At 63.5% G+C, this 19292-nt stretch carries 17 protein-coding genes and 1 pseudogene; 4 read left to right on the forward strand and 14 right to left on the reverse strand.

Annotated features, from left to right (window positions below; all coding sequences use genetic code 11):
- Positions 1–38: 38 nt before the first annotated feature.
- A complete protein-coding gene (locus tag JF545_RS16545) occupies positions 39–818 on the reverse strand; it encodes an ATP-grasp domain-containing protein (RefSeq protein ID WP_206943889.1) in 780 nt (259 codons plus the stop codon).
- 97 nt (positions 819–915) lie between these two features.
- On the opposite strand from JF545_RS16545, the gene JF545_RS16550 reads away from it, so the two are divergent.
- Positions 916–1752, forward strand: coding sequence for a ribonuclease T2 family protein (locus tag JF545_RS16550; protein WP_206943891.1), 837 nt, complete (start codon positions 916–918; stop codon positions 1750–1752).
- A gap of 11 nt (positions 1753–1763) precedes the next feature.
- Here the strand turns inward: JF545_RS16550 and JF545_RS16555 are convergent, their stop codons facing one another.
- A complete protein-coding gene (locus JF545_RS16555) occupies positions 1764–2681 on the reverse strand; it encodes a nuclease-related domain-containing protein (protein ID WP_206943893.1) in 918 nt (305 codons plus the stop codon).
- Positions 2682–2823: 142 nt separating this feature from the next.
- On the opposite strand from JF545_RS16555, the gene JF545_RS16560 reads away from it, so the two are divergent.
- On the forward strand, positions 2824–3693 hold the full coding sequence (locus JF545_RS16560; RefSeq protein ID WP_206943895.1) for an NAD-dependent protein deacetylase: 870 nt from the start codon (positions 2824–2826) through the stop codon (positions 3691–3693).
- 163 nt (positions 3694–3856) lie between these two features.
- Here the strand turns inward: JF545_RS16560 and JF545_RS16565 are convergent, their stop codons facing one another.
- From JF545_RS16565 to dksA, 10 genes are all read right to left on the reverse strand, one after another.
- Positions 3857–4231 carry a translation initiation factor Sui1 gene (locus JF545_RS16565; RefSeq protein WP_206943897.1) on the reverse strand — a complete coding sequence of 125 codons (375 nt, stop codon included), beginning with the start codon at positions 4229–4231 and terminating at the stop codon, positions 3857–3859.
- Between the two features lie 8 nt (positions 4232–4239).
- Positions 4240–5088 carry a pantoate--beta-alanine ligase gene (gene panC, locus JF545_RS16570; protein ID WP_206943898.1) on the reverse strand — a complete coding sequence of 283 codons (849 nt, stop codon included), beginning with the start codon at positions 5086–5088 and terminating at the stop codon, positions 4240–4242.
- A gap of 9 nt (positions 5089–5097) precedes the next feature.
- Complete coding sequence (panB, locus tag JF545_RS16575) at positions 5098–5889, reverse strand: 3-methyl-2-oxobutanoate hydroxymethyltransferase (protein ID WP_206943900.1); 792 nt, start codon at positions 5887–5889, stop codon at positions 5098–5100.
- 146 nt (positions 5890–6035) lie between these two features.
- Positions 6036–6554 (reverse strand): 2-amino-4-hydroxy-6-hydroxymethyldihydropteridine diphosphokinase, encoded by a 519-nt coding sequence (gene folK / locus JF545_RS16580; protein ID WP_206943902.1) that lies wholly within the window; start codon positions 6552–6554, stop codon positions 6036–6038.
- A gap of 5 nt (positions 6555–6559) precedes the next feature.
- On the reverse strand, positions 6560–7963 hold the full coding sequence (gene pcnB, locus JF545_RS16585; RefSeq protein ID WP_206943904.1) for a polynucleotide adenylyltransferase PcnB: 1404 nt from the start codon (positions 7961–7963) through the stop codon (positions 6560–6562).
- Positions 7964–9072: 1109 nt separating this feature from the next.
- Positions 9073–10470, reverse strand: coding sequence for a sigma-54-dependent transcriptional regulator (locus tag JF545_RS16590; RefSeq protein WP_206943906.1), 1398 nt, complete (start codon positions 10468–10470; stop codon positions 9073–9075).
- On the reverse strand, positions 10448–13441 hold the full coding sequence (locus tag JF545_RS16595; protein ID WP_206943908.1) for an ATP-binding protein: 2994 nt from the start codon (positions 13439–13441) through the stop codon (positions 10448–10450). Before JF545_RS16595 ends, JF545_RS16590 begins: the two co-directional genes overlap by 23 nt.
- A complete protein-coding gene (locus tag JF545_RS16600; RefSeq protein WP_206943910.1) occupies positions 13431–13607 on the reverse strand; it encodes a hypothetical protein in 177 nt (58 codons plus the stop codon). The genes JF545_RS16595 and JF545_RS16600 overlap by 11 nt, the downstream gene beginning before the upstream one ends.
- A 157-nt stretch (positions 13608–13764) precedes the next feature.
- Positions 13765–14667 (reverse strand): tRNA glutamyl-Q(34) synthetase GluQRS, encoded by a 903-nt coding sequence (gene gluQRS / locus JF545_RS16605; RefSeq protein ID WP_206943912.1) that lies wholly within the window; start codon positions 14665–14667, stop codon positions 13765–13767.
- Between the two features lie 125 nt (positions 14668–14792).
- A complete protein-coding gene (gene dksA / locus JF545_RS16610) occupies positions 14793–15230 on the reverse strand; it encodes an RNA polymerase-binding protein DksA (RefSeq protein WP_206943914.1) in 438 nt (145 codons plus the stop codon).
- Positions 15231–15527: 297 nt separating this feature from the next.
- On the opposite strand from dksA, the pseudogene JF545_RS16615 reads away from it, so the two are divergent.
- Positions 15528–16683, forward strand: a pseudogene (locus JF545_RS16615) (aminotransferase class I/II-fold pyridoxal phosphate-dependent enzyme).
- Positions 16683–17441, forward strand: coding sequence for a DNA/RNA nuclease SfsA (gene sfsA / locus JF545_RS16620; RefSeq protein WP_206943916.1), 759 nt, complete (start codon positions 16683–16685; stop codon positions 17439–17441). The pseudogene JF545_RS16615 and the gene sfsA overlap by 1 nt, the downstream one beginning before the upstream one ends.
- Before the next feature lie 25 nt (positions 17442–17466).
- Here the strand turns inward: sfsA and JF545_RS16625 are convergent, their stop codons facing one another.
- Together JF545_RS16625 and JF545_RS16630 are read right to left on the reverse strand one after the other, a co-directional pair.
- On the reverse strand, positions 17467–18801 hold the full coding sequence (locus tag JF545_RS16625) for a sigma factor (protein ID WP_206943918.1): 1335 nt from the start codon (positions 18799–18801) through the stop codon (positions 17467–17469).
- Positions 18791–19234 carry a DUF4426 domain-containing protein gene (locus JF545_RS16630; protein WP_206943921.1) on the reverse strand — a complete coding sequence of 148 codons (444 nt, stop codon included), beginning with the start codon at positions 19232–19234 and terminating at the stop codon, positions 18791–18793. The genes JF545_RS16625 and JF545_RS16630 overlap by 11 nt, the downstream gene beginning before the upstream one ends.
- Positions 19235–19292 lie beyond the last annotated feature (58 nt).

Consider the following 19292-nt stretch of genomic DNA (forward strand, 5'->3'; position numbering starts at 1 on the left):
TGGACGCGGCGCGGCGGCCCTTGTTGCGAGGGTCGTCGTCAGGCTGCCTGCGGCAGTGAGGGGGCGCCCAGATGCTCGAGAATGGCGGTTGGGACGGTGGTTTCAGGCGCGTCGATGCCCTGATTTCCGAACAGTCGGTTGAATTCGAGTACCATGGGGCGCCCCTCGACCATGGCAATGTCGAAGCCCGCGTGGTCGATGCCCAGCCGTGACGACAGGCGCTTTACCAGCGCTAGCGCCGCATCGGGCACTGGGTCGTGGCGGATTTCTCCACCTTGCGCCACATTGGTGCGAAAGTCATCCAGCGGACTCTGGCGCCAGTAGGCGGCCAGAATACGCTTCCCTACCACCACGATACGCAGGTCCCGGTCGATCGGCAGATAGCGTTGGGCGTAGAGCAGGTTCTCACTGGACAGATAGTCGATCAGAGCTTGCCGAGAGCGAATCAGACACACACCCTGCCCCATGGCACTGCGCACCCGCTTGGCCACAAAGGGGTAGCCAAAGCGTGCCTCCACGTCGTGTATCGCCTGGGAATTGACGCCCAGGATGGCAGTGTCTGGCGTCGCTTCCGGACAGCAGGCGCGGAAGGCGCGCGTCTGCTCTATCTTGTCATGGCCCAGGTGATAGGTTGCCAGGCTAGGGAAGACTCGTTGGCCAAGGCCATAGGCCAGGGCGTTGATCTGCCAGTACTCGGGGAACAGCAGGGCGTCAGCTTCCGCCAATTCCTGGCGGTGCTCGTCCATGTGGTCAGGCTTGATATAGCGCGCCTGCGAGATCCCCAGGCTCCGTAACGGATCAAAGGTGATCAGCTTCATGAAACAGTTATCCAGAAAGACAACAGAGTGGAAATATCGAGGGCGCGCACCTTGCCAACTGTGGCGCGCCTTTGCAAGTCGCCTGCGGGGAGCTCGGATGACCTACGCGACGGTGGTGGCCGACAAGCCAGGTCAGCGTTGGGTTCTGTCCCTGGCCATGGCGCTGGCCTTGGCCCTGGCAATGTTGGGGAGCGCGGTCGAGGCCCACGACGCGGAGGAGCAGCGTGCAGCGCTGCTGGATCTGGAGCAACCGCATTTTGACCATTATGTCCTGGCCTTGACCTGGCATCCCGGCTTTTGCGGCAGCCGTCGTCAGCCGCCGCGGGAATGTCGTGACCCCGCGTTGCTGGCGGGTACCGATGAGGGCTTTGTCTTGCACGGGCTATGGCCGTCTCGCCCAGATCGCTGGATCGCCCAGGGACTGAGTACGCAGGAATGGCAGCGGCAAGGGTGTTTCATCGAGCGTCCGAGACCGGCGGGAGACTTCTGTCAGGCGGGCCCCGCGATTTCACTGTCCGACAGTGCCCTGGAGCAGGAGCTGACGGCCGCCATGCCTGGTAGTGCCAGCTGTCTGGATCGCTACGAATACGCCAAGCACGGAGCCTGCATGGGGATGACGGATGACCAGTACTTTGATGGCTCGCTGGCCCTGGTGGAGATCGTCAACGACAGTGCGCTGGGAGCATTCGTGCGAGCACAGCGAGGCCGTACCGTGGCACGCCGCGATCTGATCGCTGCCTTCGAGGAAAGCTTTGGTCGGGGGAGCGGCCGTGCACTGGCGCTGGTGTGTGGTGGGCCAGGCAATCGCCTGCTGACGGAAATACGCGTCGGCATCGAGGCCGAGCACGTCGACGACTTCCCTGCCAGGCACAGCCTCGCGTCGGTGGCCTTCGGGCGTTGCCCGGCCCGCATCGAGCTGCGCCGCAACAGCTAGCGTTGCTCCGGTTAGACAGAGGGGCCTTCCAGATGGCTCAGCTCTCGCGTCAGGGCACGTTTCTGGAGGGCATCGATCACCCGGTCGTGGAGGACGGGGTCCATGGCCGTGTTAGCGGGGCGGGCGTCGGTCAGATGGGCTGCCAGGCCTTCGCCGCTGACGACCTGGAGATCATCTGCGCTCACTTCACGCTCGATCTTCCAGCCTGGCAGCGCCAGGATCCCCTGTACCGGCACGGGCTGTCCCAGCTCACGGCACAGCCAGGATGCCACCCAGCGCGTGGCTTGCCGAGCCTTGCGCTGCGGACGGCGCTCTAGCCAGCCGGGGAAGCGCAGGCGCTCGTGCTCTACCACGACGGTATCCTGAACGTCGCCCGATGGACTGATACCCGGCGTACGTGCGCGCGTCTCGACCACGAAGACGCCGTAGGGAGTGATCGCGATATGGTCGATCAGAAAGGTGTCGGCCGGCACATCATGGAAGACGAAAAAGGGGTGAGCTTCAGGTCGGATAAGGCGTTCCAGCTCCTGCCCGACCGCCAGCTCACACGCCAGACCGAGCTTGATCCGGCGAATACGCTGATAGTCACGCATCAGACGGAAACTGAAGACGATGGCAAGCAGGGTGCACAGCACGCCGTAGAAGGCCCATTCCAGCCAGTTCTGGTGGCGTGAAAACAGCATGCGGCCCATGCCGTAGACGAGCGGAGTCAGCACCAGCACCGGCCCCAGGGCCGCATTCAAGAATAGACTGGCGAAGGCTCTGTCGAGGCGATCGCGCAGCAGCTGCCCTGGCTCTCGCAGGGGGTGTGCATCAAACGGGGAATGCACGCGCGGATCGTGCAAGCTGCGCAGTGCCACCACCACCGTCGCGGCGGCCGCCAGTGGAAACAGAAAGAACAGTGGCAGCAGGTAATCCAGCCAGGCCATCGGCACTCCTTGCCCGTAGCAGAATGTTGTCCATTGTAGACAATGAAGGGGCATCCGGGCCATGCGACCCTTGGACATGTAAACTGGTGGCGCCGGATAGCCAGGCTGATCCGGTCTTTGTTGTCTCTGATGAGGAGCCATCATGCCGGACGCTATCCGCTCGACATTGCTGCCAGCAGCTTTATCATCCAGCGCCCTGGTCGACTTCTGTCACCGTCATCGGCGCATTGCCGTGCTCAGTGGTGCGGGTATCAGCACGCCCAGCGGGATCCCCGACTATCGCGATGCCAAGGGGGACTGGAAACGCTCCCCGCCGATCGATCATCGTGACTTCATGGCCCACCATGGCGCAAGGCAGCGGTACTGGGCGCGGGCGCTGATCGGCTTTCGCGTGCTCAACGACGCCAAGCCTAACCTCGCCCATCGTGCCCTGGCCGAACTGGAGCGGCTCGGCAAGGTGTCCGGCATCATCACCCAGAACGTCGATGGCCTGCATCAGCGCAGTGGCTCCCGGCGTGTGATCGACCTGCATGGCCGCGCCGATCAGGTAGTCTGCATGCAGTGTGGTGCCCGCCAGATGCGGCATGCACTGCATACTGAGCTGGCGCGTCGTAACCCTGACTGGACCTTCGACCACTCCGGGATCGCGGCCGCCCCTGACGGAGATGCGGATCTGGAAGCCGACTTTTCACGCTTCGATGTGCCTGCCTGTGGGCGCTGCGGTGACGGTATCTGGAAGCCAGACGTCGTGTTCTTCGGTGACAATGTGCCTGCGGCTGTTGTGGCTGACGCCCGTGCCCTGCTCGATGACAGCGACGCCTTGCTGGTGGTGGGGTCGTCGCTGATGGTGTTTTCTGGTTTTCGCTTCGTGCGCGAGAGCGTCAAGGCCGGAAAGCCCGTCGCCTGCATCAACCTGGGCAAGACCCGTGCCGATGACCTGTTTACCCTGAAGCTTGATGGGGCCGTCGATCAGGTATTGCCGGCATTGGCAAGCCAGCTGGGTTCTGGCTAGCCGCGGTCTGGTTTTCAGGGCTGTGGTCACCAGGGCTCAGGCTATCAGGGCTTAGGCTATCAGGGCTGTCGCCAGCAGCGCGGTGCATCGTCAGAGGGGCGCCCAGGCTGCCACCTCTTTCTGCCTCTGCTCGCGGCTACCTCTCGCCGCGCGCCAGGGGCCCTTAGCCACCGGCCAGCTTGACCTTGAAGCCTTTTGTCTCGAGGGCTTCCTTCAGCACCTGACGATGATCGCCCTGGATCTCGATGATGCCATCCTTCAGGGCGCCCCCGGTACCGCAGCGCTTCTTCAGCTCCTTGGCCAGTGCCTTCAGTTCCTTTTCGGCCAGTGGCACACCGCTGATGGTGGTGACGCCCTTGCCCTTGCGACCGCTGGTTTCCCGGCGGATGCGCACGATCCCGTCCAGCTCTTCAAGGCGTGCCTGGTCAGCGATCTCATCACAGCGGCAAGCCTCCTTGGGCGCTCGACACTGGGGACAGATATCACCGTGCTCGGTGGAATAGACGAGCGATCCAAGTTGGTCCTTGAGCGATGGCATATGGACTCCTAGCGCGGCAGTGTCACAAACAGGTTGTCGATCAAGCGTGTGGCGCCGAGCCGAGCGGCCACCAACAGAACGGCCTCGCGGGTATCGGCAGCCACGTGACCCAGATCACGACGGCGTAGCTCCAGATAGTCGGGCCTGAAACCCAGTGACTCAAGGCGAGTCTTGCCGTGTTGCAGGGTGCGAGCGACGTCTTCGCCCTGCTGCAGCGCCTGTTTCAGCTGCACCAGAGTGCCCTGCAGCTCAGCCGCGGTGGCGTGCTCGGCAGCGCTGAGATAACCATTTCGCGAAGACATCGCGAGGCCTGAGGCCTCGCGTACGGTGGGGACGGCAACAATCTCGATGGGCAGGTGGAGATCGCTAACCATGCGCTGGATCACCGCGAGCTGCTGATAATCCTTTTCGCCGAAGCAGGCGACATCGGGCTGGACGATGTGAAACAGCATGCTGACCACGGTCGATACGCCGTCGAAGTGCCCAGGGCGGGAACCTCCGCACAGACCTTCGCTGACCCCGGGTACGCGAACCAGCGTCTGGCCTTCGAGTCCCTCGGGATACATGATCGCCGGCGTCGGGGTGAACACCATATCGCAGCCCGCCGCTTCCAGCTTGGCCAGATCGGCTTCCATGGTGCGCGGGTAGTTGTCCAGGTCCTCACTGGGGCCGAACTGCAGCGGGTTGACGAAGATCGAGGCGACGACCAGGTCACAGCGCTCTCGCGCTGCCTCGACCAGGGCCAGGTGGCCTTGATGCAGGTTGCCCATGGTCGGTACCAGGCCGATTCTGGCACCGGCCAAGCGATGAGGTCGCAGCGCCTCGCGCAGGTCCGCGATGGCGGGGTGGACGTGCATGCTACTCTCCTAGAAACAGTGCTCTGCAGCGGGGAATTCGCGGCTGAGCACCGCTTCGTGGTAGCGCCGGAAGGCACCCTCGATATCTTCAGCCTCGGCCAGGAAGTTCTTCACGAAGCGCGGCGTGCGCCCGTGAGTGACCCCGAGGATATCGTGCATCACCAGGATCTGGCCGTCGGTGTCTGGGCCCGCGCCTATACCGATAACCGGGACCTCCAGGGCCTCGCTGACCGCGCGGCCCAGGCTGGCCGGCACGCATTCGAGCAGAATGACGGAAGCGCCGGCGTCGACCAACAGACGCGCGTCCTCCAGAATACGGGTGGCGGCTTCTGCCTCGCGGCCTTGAACCTTGTACCCGCCCAGTTGGTGCACGGTTTGCGGAGTGAGGCCGAGATGGGCGCATACCGGCACGCCACGTCGGGTCAGCTCGCGGATATCGTCCGCCATCCAACCCTCGCCCTCGACCTTGACCAGCTCTGCACCGGCGCGCATGAGCGCGGCGGCATTGTCGAGCAGGCGCTCGCGGCTAGGATTGCCCATGAACGGCAGGTCGACCATCAGCAGGCTGTCACCCTTGCCGCGTGCGACGCAGCGAGTGTGGTAGAGGATGTCGTCCATGGTGACGGGCAGGGTACTGTCGTGTCCCTGCAGTACCATGCCCAGGGAATCCCCTACCAGCAGAACGTCGATACCGGCGCGGCCGGCGCTGGCGGCGAAGGACGCATCGTAGGCGGTCAGGCAGCTGAAGGGTTCACCGGCGCGCTTGCGAGCCTTCAGCGAGCTCAGGGTGACAGAAGTCATGGCGTGTTCTCGTGTTGGCAACAGGGCGTGCATCGTGGCCGCCCCTGAGTGATTACCGCGGATTGTTACCGATGGGTGAATCTGTGTCGATAGGTAACATTGACCAAGCGGGGGAGAGTCTTCAACTGTGTCTTGGTGAACCGGCGTCAACCGTCTACCGGGGAAGCCGTCAGCAGGTGCAGGTCGCCGCGGTGCAGGGCCTCCTCCATCTGCTGAGCAAGGCTGTCGAGGGTCCGCCCATCTGCCAGGGTCAGCGCGGGATCGAGTTCGGCCAGCGGCAGGACGACAAAGGCACGGTGGGCGAGCTCTGGGTGGGGCAATGTCAGCCGCGGGAGGGCAAGCGTGATGTTCGCCATCCACAATAGATCCAGGTCCAGCGTGCGAGGACCCCAGTGGCGCTCTCTTCTGCGTCGATGGCGCTGTTCCAGCGCTTGCAGTTGATCCAGCAGTGCCAGCGGCGACAGCGCGGTCTCAAGCGTAGCAACGGCGTTGACGAAATCCGGCTGATCCTGGGGGCCGACAGGCCGGCTGGCGTACAGGCGCGAGGCCGCCACGCGCCGGGTAAGCGGCAGGCCGTCGAGTTCAGCCAGTGCTGTCTCAACCTGCCTGCGCGGTTTTTCCAGGTTGCTGCCGAGGCCGATATGAGCGATGTAGCGTGCTGCCATCGGGCTCACTCATCCGAAGAAGGCGGGGTGCTGCGCGGCTTGCGACGGCGACGTCTGCGCTTGCGCGGTGCTGCGGTGCCAGCAGGGTCGGCTCCCACCTTGCCAAGCAGCCGGCGTTGTTCGTGCTCGTCGGCCTCCTGGAAGGCCGTCCACCAGTCACCCAGGCCCGGTGCGATCTCACCCGCGGCCTCGCGCAGCAGCAGGAAGTCGTAGGCCGCACGGAAGCGTGGGTGGTCGCGGGTCTGAAAGGCACGCTTGCCACGACGCATGGGCAGCCGTTGCTGCAGATCCCAGATGTCTCGCATGGGCATGCTGAAGCGCTTGGGCAGGGACACATGCTGAAGCTCGCGGCTGATGACTTGCTGGGCAGCGGCCTGCAAGGCGGGCACGGGCGGCATGCCTTCGGCTTCAAGGTCCCGCTGGCGGCAGTATACCGGCCCCCACATAAAGGCAGCGAGCAGGAAGGCGGGCGTGACGGGACGATCATCGCGAATGCGGCGATCGGTACTTTCCAGTGCCTGTTCGATCAGCGCCTCAGCCCAAGGCAGCTCTTCCATGCACTCATCGGCCTCGGGGAACAGCATGGCGAACAGGCCGTAATCTCGAAGTAGCCGGAAGGTAGCGAGCCCCTCTCCTGAGAGGAACAGCTTCAAGATCTCGTCGAACAGGCGCGCGGGTGGAATCTGCAGCAACAGCGGTGCCATCTCGGCGATGGGCGCTTCGGTGTCCGGCGCGATATCGAAGTCGAGCTTTGCCGCGAAGCGAATGGCGCGCAGCATGCGCACCGGATCTTCACGGTAGCGTGTTTCGGGGTCGCCAATCAGGCGCAGCGTGCGCGAGGCGATGTCATCGACGCCGCCGGCGAAGTCATGCAGCGTGAAGTCGGCAATGTTGTAGTACAGCGCGTTCACGGTGAAGTCGCGGCGCAGGGCGTCTTCCTCGATATTGCCCCACACATTGTCGCGCAACAGCAGACCATCATCGGATTGTGAGGCGAGGTGGTCGCCATGGTCATCACGCGGCTTGCCACGGAACGTGGTGACTTCGATGACCTCACGGCCAAATCGCACATGCACGATGCGAAAGCGGCGTCCGATGATGCGTGAGTTGCGAAACAGCTGCTTCACCTGCTCGGGAGTGGCATCGGTGGCGACGTCGAAGTCCTTGGGGTCGATGCCCAACAAGGAGTCACGCAGACAGCCGCCTACCAGGTAGGCTTCATAGCCTGCGTTGTGCAACCGGTACAGTACCTTGAGGGAGGCTTCGCTGAACTGGCGACGGGACACGGGGTGTTCGTCACGAGTGAGTACGCGTGGCATCGGCGGTCCTGCGACGGCTTCCTGAGCTCCAAACAGGGACTTCAAGTGTTCTCCTGGGCTCTGCAGAAAGCGGGTAAATCCTTTGATCATGCGGCGATATGGACTCGCGGGGGTCTGAAAGGTGTTGAGTGTAGCGGACGCTTTCTGCCTTGCAAAGCGCGGTCGCCTCAACGTCATGAGTCAGCCATGAGGGGCTGGCGCCGAAGTGGGCTGCTCAGCAGGCATGACGGTGGTGATTGCCGGATAGCAGAAGGGGAGGCCAAGGGCCTCCCCATCAAAGCAGGATGCAGCGTCCGTGCTGCTGATTCTTCTTCGTGATGGCGCATCGCCTTGAATACGCACCACAGTCACCAAGGAGGTTCAGGCAAGCAATGATATTGTTGTTATTGGCGCTCCTGACGGCGACCGCCTCGTATTCAAAACAATAATCCAACCACGACGGCATATGATGCCTCCCCTCGGCTTATTGTCATTGTTGCCGAGAGTGCGCTCTGACGACCTTGTTGCTTTTGTTGGTCGGTCGTCTGTGGCGCGTCGCGTCCTGGTACTCCGGGCTTCGTCGTATTGTTGTTGTTCGACGAATGTGCGCTGCGCTGGTCCCGTGTTGTTCTTGTTGTGGGGCCGCGTCGCCTAGTGCCCAATCCGCCTGCTTCATCATGAAGCGTTGTTGTTGTTAGGGCGGCGGATCTGATCGTGTTCTGACAGATTGTTGTTGTTGGCTGTCCACGATCGCCGGAATTTGTTGTTCTTGCCCAGACTTACTGCAGTTGTCGTGCCTACTTTGATTTTTTTCTTTTTAAACAGCGACTTGTCTCTTTGTAGTTGGTTCGAGGCAAGCCGCCGGGTTGTTTGTGTTACCTCGGGCTACCCATTTTGGCGCACTCTTTTGGGTTGGATGGTAACAACCGGTGCATCAAGAGGTAGCTGGCGTGCAGGGCCTACAATGCCTGTATTGATCGCTACAGACACTTGCACCATGGTCGAATGAACCAAAGCAGGGGGCCGGACAGGAGATCAGCGACATGCTGGCAGTGGGGCGTCTGGCGCCGATGAAAGCCCATTAGGCGCGGCATCGCGCGCCGGGTAGTGAGCGTCGGGCGCCAGGAAGAGGGAGGCGCGGCATCGGGCGCCGGGTAGAGAGCGGCGCGGCGTTGCCTCCAGCGCTGAAAGAAGACGTCACCTGGAGCGTACGCTGGTCATCACTGGCGTCGAGCAGGGCGCTTTCGAGGTATACCGAGCCGTTGACGCCTTTCCCACAGGCATTTGCGAGAGATGCCCAGCTTGTTGGCGAGCTCGGTCTCGTTCATCTGGTCCTGGTGCTCCAGCACAAAGTGCTGAAAGTAGTTTTCCAGCGACAGGTCGTCGGCGTCACTCTGGGCGTCGCTGCGCGCGACGTCATGCTCCGCCAGGTTGGCCGCCGTCGGCAGGGGATCGGCAAGCGAGCGGGGTGTGACGGGCATGGCAAGGCCCAGGTCATCTGGATGGATCAGCTGGCCCTCGGCCAAGATGACCCCTCTTTCCAGGGCGTTTTCCAGTTCCCTGACATTGCCTGGCCAGGGGTAGTCCGCGATATCCCGGCGTGCGGCACGCGATAATCTCAGCTCCTCCCTCGCATGACGCTTGCAGGTCTTCGCCAGCAGGGCATCGGCGATCTCGAGGATATCGTCCTCGCGCTCCCTCAGCGGAGGAAGGTCGATCTGCATCACATTGAGGCGGTAGTACAGGTCGAGCCGGAAGTCACCGCTTCGCGACAGCGCCCGCAGGTCGCGATGGGTCGCTGCGACAAGCCGCACGTCCACGTGCCGGGTCTCCACCGAACCGATGCGGCGAATCTCTCCTTCTTGCAGCACCCTGAGCAGGCGCGCCTGGGCATCCAGGGGCAGCTCGCCAATCTCGTCCAGAAACAGGGTGCCGCCATGGGCGGCTTCAACCAGGCCGGTGCGGGCTGCGCTGGCGCCGGTAAAGGCCCCTTTTTCGTGGCCAAACAGCTCCGACTCGATCAGCGTTTCAGGAATCGCTGCGCAGTTGACGCAGATGAGCGGCGCGTTGGCACGCCGGCTCTGCTGATGCAGCGCCCGGGCGACCAATTCCTTGCCGGTCCCGGATTCGCCCAGGATCAGTACCGTGACGTCCGCTGGTGCGGTCTTGCGGATACGGGTATAGACCGTCTGCATGGCAGGGCAGTTGCCGATCATGGTGCGCCGCTGGCCCGCCTCGTCGGCAACCGCGGGCGGACTGCTGCGCTGGCTGGACTGGCGGTGGAGGATGCGGGCAACGGTTTCCAGCAGCTCATCATGATCGAACGGCTTGGCCACGTAGTCGACAGCGCCTTGTTTCAGGGCCTCCACGGCGGAGCGCATGCTGGCGTAGCTGGTCATGATCAGCACCGGGCATGGCGAGGCCAGGGCAATCAGCTCGGTGCCGGGGGCTCCAGGCAGGCGCAGGTCGCTAATGATCAGGTCATAGGCCTGCAAGTCGCGCTGCTGGGCCTGTTCGACCGAGTCGGACTCCTCGACGTGGTGGTCATGTCGCTCCAGCAGGCGATGCAGAGCGGAGCGGATGATGGCTTCGTCTTCAACGATCAGGATTCGGCTCATGGGGTGCGGCGTCCTGGGCGGATCGATGGACAACGGGTGAACACAACCATACCTGAATTCGGGTCCCTCTGGCCTGCCCTGGCAGAGGCGATATGACCTCTACCTTGCCGTCATGTTCGGCGACGATGCTGACGACCAGCGCAAGCCCCAGGCCGGTCCCCTGGCCGGGAGGCTTGGTGGTGGCGAACGGTTCGAACAGGCGTGCGCGGATCTTCGGGTCAATCCCTGGTCCGGCGTCGGTCACGCTCAGCCACGGACCTTCTTCACCCTGGCCTGCATCGATGAAGATGCTGTCGGTGGTGGGGCAGGCATCGCAGGCATTGGTGAGCAGGTTGACCAATACCTGTAACAGGCGTTGCTGGTCGCCATACACCTCGACGTGCGGGGCGCAACGATTGGCGTGCGCCAGGGTGGCGTCGGGGCGGGACAGGCGAAGCAGGTGCAGCGCCTGGTCGGCCAGCTGCCTGGCTGACACCGTAGTGAATGCGTTGCCGCCGACATGTCTGCCGCCGTGGGCAAACCCCACCAGCGAGCCGACGATTCGCGAGACGCGTTCGGTCAGCACCTGGATCTGCTGGGCCGTCTCCAGTACGTGAGGGTCCGAGGTGTCGTAGCGCAAATTCTGTGCCAGTGAGGAAATTCCGGTGATTGGATTGCCGATCTCGTGGGCGACCCCCGCGGACATCTGCCCGATGGATGCCAGGCGGGCGGCATGGATCAGCTCGTTTTCCAGCCATTTCATCTCGCTGTGGTCTTCTACCAGAATGACGGTGCCACCGGCGCTATCCGCGGGAGCCTCGGTATCCAGACGGGCCCGAAGCAGGCTGATGTATCGTTCGCCCTGGGGCAGCGTCATGGCGTGGTGATAGACCCGTTCACGCTGTCCTGCCAGCACGTCCCCAAGCAGCGTGTTCCAGGGTGTCGGCAGGGCTGCCCGGTGTGCCCCGATCACCTCTTCTCCTGCAATGCCGGTGAGCTCGCTGAGGGCGTCGTTCCACATCAGGATCTCGTCATCGTCGCCGAAGGCGCACAGACCAACCGGAAGTCGGGCCAGCATGTGGCGGTGATGACGACGCAGCTCGTCCAGCTCACGGGCCATGCCGGTAAGGCGCGAACGGTAGGCCTCCAGCCGGTGTTCGACGAAGTGGATATCCTCCCGGGCCGGGGGGCCATCATGGCGGTAGGGAAGGTAGTGATCGACGATATCCTGGGCAATCGATGGCCCCATCAGGCCCGAGAGATTGGCCTGGATCCGCTCGCGCAGTCGTCTCAGGGCGTAGGGCCTGGCGTCATTGGCCGACAGACGCAGGCTGGCCAGGGCCTGGTTGACCTCGCGCTCGGCGACGTCTTCACCCAGGGCGCTAGCCAGGCGCTTCTTGGCGTCATCACCATCGGCGATGGACAGCGGCAGCCGCTTGTGGCGAATGACCGCATCGACCGAGCAGGCTTCGGCAGCGGCACGCTCCTGTGGGGACGTGGACGAGGCCAGGGACACCAGAATCAGGCTCAGGGCATTGAGCCCCAGCGAGGTCAGCGATACCTGATACCAATCGGGTAGAGGGGCAAGGCTGTCGCTACCCAGCAGACTCAGCAGGAGGTCAAGCGGTGCCAGCAAGGGGGGCAGGGGGGTAATCAAGGGCAGCCATAGCCCCAGGCACCATACCAGGGTACCCAGCCCGAGCCCCGTCATCACACCCTTGCGGTTGGCTCCCGGCCAGTACAGCAGCGCCAGCAGACCAGGCAGGCATTGGGCCATACCAATCACCGAGACCAGGCCCAGACGTGTCAGTTCGGTGGAGGCATCGACCGCCTGAGAGAAGCCCCACCCTGCGAGAATCACGGTGGCAATCAGGGCGCGTCTTAACCATCGCAGGCGACGGTAGAGATCGGGCTGTTCCACCGGGGGGTGGGCGATCAAGGCCAGATGGTTGAGCATCATTCCGGCCAGGGCCAGTGCGGTGAGAATCAGCGTGCCGCAGGTAGCGGCCAGCAATGCAATGAACGCTATCGCCAGCACGCTCGGTGATGTGGACAGTGCGAAGATGGCGTAGGTGGCGGTCTGAGCGCTATCGGCGACTCCCAGCCGCTGTGCGCCCCACAGGATCAGTGGCACCGGCAGGGCCAGCAGCAGTAGCAGCAGTGGCACTCCCCAGCCTGCCGCCAGCAGAGTGCGGCGACTCAGCGGCCGAGCGAAGCTGATATGGAACATGTGGGGCATCAACAGGGCGGAGCCAAAGAACAGCAGCAGCAGGGTTCGCCACTGGGCAGCATCCAGCTGGTGCGCCTGCTGCAGGTCGGCAGCCGGGCCTGATAGCCACTGTTCCAGCTCCCCTGGACCGGAAAAAATGGCATACAGCGCATAGGCCCCGAGCGCGAGGAAGGCGGCCAGCTTGATCAGCGATTCGACCGCCATGGCAGCGGTGAGACCATCGTATCTGCGGTGCGCGTGGGTGTGACGGGCACCGAAAAGAATCGCGAACAGCGTGATAATCGCGCAAAAGCACAGTGAGAGTAGCCAGGCGGGGGCCGCTGCGGTGACATGCTGGATGGCTTGTCCCATGGCCTGCGCCTGCATGGCCACCAACGGCATGGCGGCGGTCAGGCTTAATAGCGTGACGCTGGTACCGACCCAGCGTGAGCGAAAGCGAAAGGCAAACAGGTCGGCCAGGGACGACAACTGATGGGTGCGTGCCAGGCGCTGCAGCGGGACCAGCAGCACAGGGGCGAGCAGAAAGCTGCCGGCGGCCCCAAGCGAATATGCCAGATAGCCGTAGCCCCACTGCCAGGCGACACCGATGCTTCCCGCCAAGGCCCAGGCATTGGCGTAGACCCCCAGGGCGAGAATGCCGACGAGGGGGCTTCGACTCCAGCCGGCGGGAACCCAGTGGCGTTCTACTGCGGTAGCGACGGCAAACAGCACCACCAGATAGCCGAGACCCAGTAGCGTGACGGCGGCAGCTTCAGCGTTCATCCAGGGCCCGTTTCTGCTCCAGCCACAGGGTCAAGGCGATCAGCACACCCCAGATGAGAAACGGGCGGTACCAGGCACTGCCCTGTTGGCCCCAGCCGGTCATTAGCAAAGGGGACAGCAAATAGCCACAAAACACCAGCAACAGCATGACGCGATAGACGTACACGTTAGTCTCTCCGTCCCGGCAATGGGCGATGCGCTGCACGGATCAGGCCCATAGCGCCGAGCCCTGAACCCTGAGCACTCTCTTCTGAGCACTCTCCTCTGAGCACTCGCCTTCAGGTCCAGGGTGTGCCCGTCCCCGTGCCCGCGCGTGGCCACCGTTACTCGGACGCTGTCACACCCAGCAGATCAGCGGATATGGCATGCGTCACCATGGCGTCAGGGCGCCATGCCCTGCAGGCGCTGACGAGCTGTTCGGCCACCGGCGCCGAGCGTGAGGCCGGGTCAGGGCGTTGGCCCAGGCAGGCCAGGGTGGCGTACAGCAGCTGGCGAATCTCGCGCTCAGTATCAGGTAGCGGCTTGGCCAGGTTCTGTTTGGACAGCTTCTGCCCATCCTGCCCCATTACCAGCGGCAGGTGAAGATAGCTCGGCGGCTCAACCCCCAGAGCCAGATAGAGCTGGAGCTGCCACGGGGTGTTGTCCAGCAGGTCCAGGCCGCGCACCACGTCGCTGATGCCTTGGTCGATATCATCCACTACCACCGCGAGCTGGTAGGCCCACAGGCCATCCTTGCGCTTGAGCACCACATCGCCCAGCGCTGCGGGGTCGAAGCGCTGATAGCCCTGAACACGGTCCTGCCAGCTGACAGGGCGCGCGCCCAGATCACTGCGCAGCCGCCAGGCACAGGCGATGTCGGGGCGTCGAGTGCCTTGGCGGCACCAGCCTGGGTAGATCCCGTAATCTCGCCATTGGCGACGCGAACAGCTGCAGCGGTAGGCCATGCCCTGCTGGGTAAGTCTGGCAAGCGCGGCCTCATAGGCGTGATCACGCTGGCTCTGATAGCGAACCTCGCCGTCCCACTCGAGGCCAAAGGCTTCCAGCTGCCTGAGGATGGTGTCGGCAGCGCCAGCCGGACAGCGCGGTGGGTCAACGTCCTCGATCCGCAGACTCCAGCGCCCTGCCTGATGACGTGCATCCAGGTAGCTGGCGACGGCTGCGACGAGTGAGCCCGCATGCAGTGGGCCTGAAGGTGTGGGGGCAAAGCGACCGTGGACGTGGGGCATGGAGCATTAACCCTGGTCGAGTGAAGGGCGAGAGGGATAGCGTGAGCGCGGCACGTCGCGTTCGGCAGATACGCAAGCGGGCACCCGCAGGTGCCCGCTTGGCGAAGGGACCGGCCCGGGTAGGGTCAGCCGCCGAGCTGTTTTTCCTTGAGCTCGGCCAGTGTCTTGCAGTCGACGCACAGGGTGGCGGTCGGACGGGCCTCGAGGCGGCGGATGCCGATTTCGACGCCGCAGGCCTCACAGAAGCCGTAGTCGTCCTCGTCGATCGCTTCGAGGGTTTCGTTGATTTTCTTCAGCAGCTTGCGCTCGCGGTCGCGGGTACGGAGTTCAAGGCTGAAGCCTTCCTCCTGGGTAGCCCGGTCGGCAGGATCGGCGTAATTGTTGGCTTCTTCCTGCAGATGACGAACGGTGCGATCAACCTCTTCCATCAGCTCCTGCTTCCAGCCCAGCAGGATCTGTCGGAAGTGCTCGAGCTGCTTCTCGTTCATGTACTCTTCGCCCGCGGCCGGCTCGTACGGGATGAACTTCTTGGGCGCTTCCGGCTTCTTCTGTGCAACTGGCATGGGATTGCCTCATTACTTTAGTGACTGCTGATCAATACCCCACGCAAGGCTAAGGTATCTCACGCCAAAGGGAAGGTTGTTTAGCTGATATTTAGCCTGAGTGCAACACTTTTGAGCGCTGTCCGCCGGTTTTGTGCCCAAAGTCTTAGGGGTTTCTCGATCAGGACAAGGAAGCCCTGTTTTTTGGCGGTGGGGAGGTGGCGACGGACGGCGCCGTGATTCCATGTTTCAATATGTGAGTTGGACCATGGGAAGTTGCCCAGGTTCGCCAGCAACCCCCTTGTTGGAGACGTCATAATGAGCTGGAATGCCCGGGTCGAGGGTGTAGCGCCGTTTCGCGTGATGCGTTTGCTTGAGTTGGCACAGCAGCGTGAAGCCGCCGGAGAGGATGTGATTCACCTTGAGGTCGGTGAGCCGGATTTCGAGACGCCTGCGCCGATACGCGAGGCCGGCGCCCGAGCAAGGCCATACCCGCTACACCCCTGCCACCGGCATTCCCGCCCTGCGGGAGGCGATCGCCCAGCACTATGCCGAGCAGTTTGCGGCCGAGGTCTCACCGCAGCGCATCATTGTGACCCCGGGGGCTTCCGGGGCCCTGCTGCTGGCCAGTCAGCTGCTGGCGGGGGCTGGAGATCGGGTGTTGATGGCAGACCCTAACTATCCCTGCAACCGGCACTTCATGGCGTTGGCTGGCGCAGAGGTCGATGCGGTGCCTGTAGGCCCCGATAGCGCGTGGCAGCTGAATGCCGCTCTGGTAGAGCGCCATTGGCAGACGTCGACGCGGCTGGCCATGCTGGCATCCCCCTCCAATCCTACTGGCCACGTGCTTGATCGGCAGGCGCTGGCGGACGTGGTGAGCTGCGTTGCCGAGCGGGGCGGGGAGCTGTTGGTCGATGAGATCTACCAGGGGCTCAACTATGGCGTAGCGCCGCAATCGGTGACCTCGCTGACGGATCGAGCCTTCGTGGTCAACAGCTTCTCCAAGTACTTCGGCATGACCGGCTGGCGCCTGGGGTGGTTGGTCGCGCCTGAGTCGGCCGTGGAGCCGCTGACACGATTGGCGCAGAATGTCTTTCTGGCGGCGTCTACGCCGGCACAACATGCTGCGCTGGCGGCCTTCACACCGTCCTGTCTGGCATTGCTCGAGGAGCGTCGGCGCGAGCTTGGCGAACGGCGTGATGCCTTGCTCAAGGGACTGGCGACGCTTGGGCTGGCACCCTCTTTGCCTCCCCAGGGGGCGTTTTATCTGTGGCTGGATATTTCCGCCTACAGTCACGACAGTGAAGCCTTCTGCCGGCGTCTGCTGGAGGAGGAAAATGTCGCCATTACCCCAGGCACCGACTTTGCCCTGAGCGGGGGGGAGCATCATGTCAGAATCGCTTTCACCACGGGGATTCCGCGCCTGCATGAGGCGGTCGAGAGGCTGTCGCGCTTTCTGGCGAGGCACGGCTGATGGACTATCCGCCGCTGGTGGGGGGCACCCTGCTTCGACGCTACAAGCGTTTTCTGGCCGATGTGCGTCTCGATGATGGCCGAGAGGTGGTGGCGCATTGTCCCAACACCGGGTCGATGCGCGCCGTGAACGTTCCTGGGGCTCGGGTGTGGCTGTCGGCCAGCGACAATCCGGCGCGCAAGCTGGCCTGGACCTGGGAGCTGATCGAACTGCCTGATGGTGACGGCGGCTCAGGAGTGTCACTGGCCTCGGTCCATACCGGGCGCGCCAACCGGATCGTCGAGGAGGCATTGGTCGAGGAGAAGGTGGTCGAGCTGAGGGGCTATGCCCAGTTGAAGCGTGAGGCCAAGATCGAGGATGCCCGCCTGGATTTCAGGCTGGATGACCCGGCTCGCCCACGCTGCTACGTCGAGGTCAAGCAGGTCACGCTGCGCGAGGATGATGGGCATGGTTACTTTCCCGACGCCGTCAGCGAGCGCGGACGCAAGCACCTTGAGACCCTGGCGCGGCTGGCCTCCCAGGGAGAACGGGCGGTGCTGCTGTTCCTGGTGGCCCATGAGGGCATCGATGACGTGGCGCCGGCACAACACCTGGACCCAGGCTACGCCAGCACCCTGCAACGGGTGACAGGCACTGGCGTCGAAGTGCTGGCCTATCGGATCTGTGCCTCACGGGATGAGCAGGGGAGGCCTCTGGCGCTGTCGCTGGACACGTCGTTGCCGGTGCGTGTCGACGGTCGCTACCCGCAATCCCGTTAGGCGACGCTGGGGCGTCTCGCTGGCGTCATGGTGACGGAGCCGGCTGGCACTCTGGCAGGGCCGCCAGAAAGCGTTCTATCGCAGAGGACCCGCGGGCATCGCCTGTGACCTGCTGCCACCAGTGACGGTGAACGCCCCTGATTCTGACCTGTACCTCAGGTATGCCGATGACCTGCGCCATGGCCATGCGATGCAGGCCCTTGTTGATCTTGACCAGATGCCCGTGGCGGTTGATGGCCGCCCCCAGCCGGTCTTTGCCCAGCCCCGCGTCAAAGCCAAAGCAGGCCATGGCCTCCATATACAGCAGGTAGCGGCGCAAGTAGGCCAGAATTCTCTCCGGGCGATCCAGCACCATGCCATCCGAGTGAGAGGCGACCGGTTTGCCGCGTGCCAGGCGCTCGGCCAATTGGTGGTAGCTGCGGCTGCCGCTGGGGGCGCGGCGGTGTTCCCAGATATCGGCGATAAAGTGCATGCGTCGGCTCGACAACGCATGGGTGGTGGGAATATCCCAGTCCCCATCCCATAGCAGCTGGTCGCTGATGCGATGGCGTTGACGTCGGTCGGGGAAGGACCGCGGATAGTGCACGTGCTGCAGCAGCCGGCGAGGATCCACGTTGACATCCAGGGCATCGGCGTAGCGAGCTTCGATGCCGCGACGGGGCAAGCCCCGCTGCTCTATACGTTGGCTGCCGGGTGCCTGGTTGAGCCAGGCGCTCAGCGCTAGCTGCTCCATCGGCAGCGTCAGCGAGCGGTTGACGACAACCTTGGCACGTTGCGCCAGCCTGGACAGACTCATGCGTGGGCCGAGGCTGGGGTCGAACAGGCTGGGGTCTGCCGGTTCGCCGCTGGGTGTAAGAGGCATGTCCCGCCCCGCATTCAGCAGGCTGATGGCCGTGCAAAGCCGCGCTTTCAGTGCGCTATCCACCGCTACCGGGGGAAGCTGCTGATACAGCGCCAGCAGGCTCTCAGGCGACGGCGATGGCGGCCGGCTCAGGGCCACCGGCAGGCTCACTTGATCCACATCCAGCTGCCATTGGGTGAGCGTGGGTGGCGCCGCGATGGCTTGGCATTGACTGGCAAGGCGCGAGGCGAAAATCTTGATCAGCCACTGGTGAGGCGACTCGAGAGAAGGCTCGAACCGCCAGACGTTATGCCAGGCAATGACCAGGGTGTCATGAATGACGTCTTCCACGTCCTGGGCGGTCTCGAGAAACTGCTGGGACACGGCGCTGAGGTGAGGAACGACCAGGCACGCCAGGGACTCGAGGCCCTGCGTAGCGCCTGCAGCGCACTCATTCAGGGCATCGCCTAACGCTGTTGTTACGGGCGGCGCAGGTTGCTTGTCAGTATCACTGGTCACGATAGAACCGTTGTACAAAGCTCAGGGTTTCAGGAGCGGCGTTGCGATCCAGCTGGAGCAGCAGGCGAAAACGCATGGGGGCGCTGGTGTCGATGCTGAAGGTGGCGTAGCGCGAGATACCGTTACCTTCGCGCAGGGTACGAAAGGCTAGAGGGGTGTCATGGCTGGTGCCGACCACCGAGACGCTACCTTCCGTCGCGACGTTCAGCGCCTCGCCATCAGCGTCTCTCACACTCAGGGTAATCAAGCCCTGGTGAGGAGAGCGCTGGATACCGAGACGCCGTGACACTTCCTCGGGCAGGGCATTGCTGGCCATCACCCCGTAGTGAGCCTCGACATCGCCAAAACGCTCGAACTGCTGAGCGCTTGCCGTGGTGGTCAGGATCAACAACAGTGCCAGGGTTGCTGCGTAACGCCAGCCTCTGCCCTTCATGCTTGCCTCCTTATGTCGCAGTGGCTCCGTGTCGCACTAGCTCAGTGCCACAGTAGCC

The organism is Halomonas litopenaei (assembly GCF_017303055.1).
GTDB classification, from domain to species: domain Bacteria; phylum Pseudomonadota; class Gammaproteobacteria; order Pseudomonadales; family Halomonadaceae; genus Halomonas; species Halomonas litopenaei_A.

Bases quoted from the DNA above. Each gene is read 5' to 3' on its own strand.
- JF545_RS16550 (WP_206943891.1), top strand. From the start codon at position 916: ATGACCTACGCGACGGTGGTGGCCGACAAGCCAGGTCAGCGTTGGGTT.
- JF545_RS16560 (WP_206943895.1), top strand. From the start codon at position 2,824: ATGCCGGACGCTATCCGCTCGACATTGCTGCCAGCAGCTTTATCATCC.
- gluQRS (WP_206943912.1), bottom strand. From the start codon at position 14,667: ATGCCCCACGTCCACGGTCGCTTTGCCCCCACACCTTCAGGCCCACTG.
- JF545_RS16555 (WP_206943893.1), bottom strand. From the start codon at position 2,681: ATGGCCTGGCTGGATTACCTGCTGCCACTGTTCTTTCTGTTTCCACTG.
- panB (WP_206943900.1), bottom strand. From the start codon at position 5,889: ATGACTTCTGTCACCCTGAGCTCGCTGAAGGCTCGCAAGCGCGCCGGT.
- pcnB (WP_206943904.1), bottom strand. From the start codon at position 7,963: ATGATCAAAGGATTTACCCGCTTTCTGCAGAGCCCAGGAGAACACTTG.
- JF545_RS16590 (WP_206943906.1), bottom strand. From the start codon at position 10,470: ATGAGCCGAATCCTGATCGTTGAAGACGAAGCCATCATCCGCTCCGCT.
- JF545_RS16565 (WP_206943897.1), bottom strand. From the start codon at position 4,231: ATGCCATCGCTCAAGGACCAACTTGGATCGCTCGTCTATTCCACCGAG.
- JF545_RS16630 (WP_206943921.1), bottom strand. From the start codon at position 19,234: ATGAAGGGCAGAGGCTGGCGTTACGCAGCAACCCTGGCACTGTTGTTG.
- panC (WP_206943898.1), bottom strand. From the start codon at position 5,088: ATGCACGTCCACCCCGCCATCGCGGACCTGCGCGAGGCGCTGCGACCT.
- dksA (WP_206943914.1), bottom strand. From the start codon at position 15,230: ATGCCAGTTGCACAGAAGAAGCCGGAAGCGCCCAAGAAGTTCATCCCG.
- sfsA (WP_206943916.1), top strand. From the start codon at position 16,683: ATGGACTATCCGCCGCTGGTGGGGGGCACCCTGCTTCGACGCTACAAG.
- JF545_RS16545 (WP_206943889.1), bottom strand. From the start codon at position 818: ATGAAGCTGATCACCTTTGATCCGTTACGGAGCCTGGGGATCTCGCAG.
- folK (WP_206943902.1), bottom strand. From the start codon at position 6,554: ATGGCAGCACGCTACATCGCTCATATCGGCCTCGGCAGCAACCTGGAA.
- JF545_RS16595 (WP_206943908.1), bottom strand. From the start codon at position 13,441: ATGAACGCTGAAGCTGCCGCCGTCACGCTACTGGGTCTCGGCTATCTG.